This window comes from Nonomuraea sp. NPDC049784 (assembly GCF_040659615.1).
GTDB lineage: Bacteria > Actinomycetota > Actinomycetes > Streptosporangiales > Streptosporangiaceae > Nonomuraea.
Map to the genome: position 1 here is coordinate 1 of NZ_JBFAMX010000899.1, position 3,061 is coordinate 3,061.

Annotated in this window: 3 protein-coding genes; 2 read left to right on the forward strand and 1 reads right to left on the reverse strand. The window is 69.4% G+C overall.

Annotated elements, in window-relative coordinates:
• A partial coding sequence (locus AB0J09_RS60645) for an MmgE/PrpD family protein (RefSeq protein ID WP_360712972.1) occupies positions 1 to 230 on the reverse strand: 230 nt, incomplete at its 3' end.
• A gap of 157 nt (positions 231 to 387) precedes the next feature.
• On the opposite strand from AB0J09_RS60645, the gene AB0J09_RS60650 reads away from it, so the two are divergent.
• Positions 388 to 1,509: a TetR/AcrR family transcriptional regulator gene (locus AB0J09_RS60650; protein WP_360712975.1), complete on the forward strand. Its 1,122-nt coding sequence runs from the start codon at positions 388 to 390 to the stop codon at positions 1,507 to 1,509.
• A partial coding sequence (locus AB0J09_RS60655; protein ID WP_360712978.1) for an amidohydrolase family protein occupies positions 1,506 to 3,061 on the forward strand: 1,556 nt, incomplete at its 3' end. The genes AB0J09_RS60650 and AB0J09_RS60655, both read left to right, overlap by 4 nt.

Below are 3,061 nucleotides of genomic sequence, written 5' to 3' on the forward strand. Positions count from 1 at the left end.
GCGCCGCCGGTGGCGAGCCGGTCGCCGCCGACGATCGATGTCGCCGTGCCGCCCGGCCACCAATCGTGGGCGAGGTCGGCGGCGACGCGGGCGGCTCGGGTTGCGCGTCCGGCGAGCATGGCCGCGAGCGTGTCCGTCAAGCACATGCCAGCGCGCTCGATTACCTCGCCGGGCAGCATGTCCCACGTCAGCCCGGTGATGAATCGCGCAGCGGGGGAACTCCCGCTCATCCGGACCCGCCCTCTTCGTTGTGAAGACCACGAAACGCCCCGGGCATTTATTTCTCCGATGTTTCTAAAGGTATATTTTTGATGCGGGAAACAATCGCATTCGCCAAGATGGCTTGTCAAGGCATGGTTGACCTTGCGTTTATGGAGAGCCGGAGAAGTGGAAATACCCGTAGAGGCAAGTAGGGATCGACTGGCTCCGGACGCCGGCCGGGAGGAGGCCGCGCTGGCGGTGCTCTGGACCATCGTCCACGCTCCCGACGGCGGGACGTCGTTCTGCCGCCGGTGCGGCACCCACCGCTCGTTCCATCGGATCTCGCGGCGGCGCGCCTACGCGTGCGACAGCTGCGGCGCGCACGTCTACCCGGCGTCGGCCACCCCGTTCGCGGGCTCACCGATCCGGCTGGCGGCGTGGCTGGACGCCGTCTTGATCGTGCTGGAGTCGCCGGGCAGGGCCCGGCCGAACCGGCTTGCCGGGGCGCTCGGCATCGACTACCGGCGCGCCTGGCGGATGACGCGCCGCGTCGAAGAGGTCTTACGGGCCGGGGGCGACGACGCGGAGCTGCTGCGCCGGCTCGCCCGGCTCTGGAAGGACCAGGGCCACAACCTCCCAGCACGGACCCCCGACCCGGGCAGCCCGGAGGACCGGATCCGCATCGCGGCCTGCCGGATCATGGCCAAGCGCGGCATCGAGGCGACGCGCATCGCGGACATCGCCCGTGAGGCGGGGGTCTCGAACGCCAGCATCCACTATTACTTCAGAAGCAAGGACGAGGCGCTGCTGGCGGCCTTCCGCTGGGCGGGCGACCAGTTGCACGCGACCGTGCACCTCCTGCGGGAAGAGAAGGTGAGCACCGTCGACCGCCTGCGCCGCCTCATGGACCTCAGCATCCCCAGCGATCAGGGGACCTATGAGGAGTACCTGCTGTGGCTGGAGGTATGGGGCCGGGTCAGGCGCCACCCCGCCTTCCTCGACGAGTGCGTCCGCATGTCGAGACGCTGGTCGGACGCCGTGCTGGAGGTGTTCGGGGCGGGCGTCGCGGACGGGACGTTCGCGCCGGTGGCCCCGCTCCCAGAGGTGTGCGAGCGTTACGTCGCCATCTCCGAGAGCCTGGCCCTGCGCGCCACCCTCGGCTACAGCGACATGTCCACCCGGGCGGCGCGCCGCGTCCTCGCCCGGTTCACGGCCGAGCAACTCGGCATCCCCGTCGCACGCCTCGCCCCGGACGCTTTATGGGAGCGGCCGGGGCAGCAGGACCCCCAGAAAGGAACAAGCACATGAGCCGCACAGGCGCGCCCGGAGGCACCGGGCCGGCAGACACCGTCGTCCTCGACGCCCGCGTGATCACCATGGACCCCGCGCGACCGCATGCCGCGGCGCTGGCGATCAACGACGGCCGGATCAGCTACGTCGGCAGCCGGAACGGGGTCGTCCCACACATCGGCCCGACCACCGACGTCATCGACGCGGGCGGGCGGATCGCCTGCCCGGGATTCGTCGACATCCACACGCACACCGATCTCGACCTGTTCGACGACCCGGATTACCTGCTTTTCAAGAACTACCTCATGCAAGGAATAACGACGGTTCTGGCCGGCAACTGCGGAATGTCCCGGATGGAGCCCGGAGAACTCCTTTCCCGGCTGGATCTCCGGGCGCCGGCGGTAAATTTCGGCACGCTCATAGGCCACGGATTCGCACGTGCCTCCTGCGGGATTCCGGCCGATCAGGAGGTGCTCTCCGACGGGCAGCTCCAGGCCATGAAAGCCATGATCGGCAAGGCGATGGCGGACGGCGCGTTCGGCATGTCGACCGGGCTCGAATACATTCCCGGGCTTTCCGCCCGCACCGAAGAACTGATCGCCTGCGCCGACGTTGTGGCGGAGCACGGCGGTTTGTACGCCAGCCACATGCGCAGCGAGGGCGACCACCTGCTCGCCGCGGTCGAGGAGGCGATCCGGATCGGCCGCGACTCGGGTGCCCGGGTCCAGCTCTCCCACCTCAAGTCCGACGGCGCCTGCAACTGGTGGAAGACCGAGGCGGTGATCAGCGCCGTCGAGGCGGCACGGGCCGACGGCATCGACGTGGCAGGAGACCAGTACCCATACCCCTTCTTCGGCTGGAACCCGTCCATCTTCATCCCCGGCGAGCACCTGGCAGCGGGCAAAGCCACCCTGATGGACACCTACCTGCGCGACGAGGGCCACCGTAGGCGGATCGAGGCCGGGATAGTCGACCGGATCATCCGCTACCACGGGGGAGACGGCGACCTGGTGGTTGTGTTCGACTGGACCGACGGCCAGGGACGGCGATGGCAGGGAATGTCGCTGGCGCGGATCCTCGCCGCCCGCGGTGTAGCCCCGACGCCCGAGACGGCGGCGGCACTGATCCTGGAGATGCTGCCCGACGAGCGGGACGACGCCGTCATGGGGTCCGACCTGAGCACGAGCGACGACGCGGTCCGCCGCTACCTCTCGCTGCCGTACGTCGCGATCTGCACCGACGGGTTCAACCAGCCCTGGCTGGCCCCGTGCCATCCACGCAGCTACGGCGCCTTCCCGAAGGTGCTGGGCGAGTACGTACGGGTCAAGCGCGCGCTGCCGCTCGAGACCGCGCTCCGGAAGATGACCTCGGTCCCCGCCTCGCTGATGGGTCTGGCGGACCGCGGAACCTTGCGCGTAGGCATGCGCGGCGACGTCGTGGTGTTCGACGAGGCGACCGTCGGGGAGAACGCGACGTTCGACACGCCCGCCGCGCCCAGCGGTGTCGACGTCGTGCTCGTCAACGGGGTGGTCACTGTCGACCGCCGGGCGGGAGGCGACGGGTTTCGTCC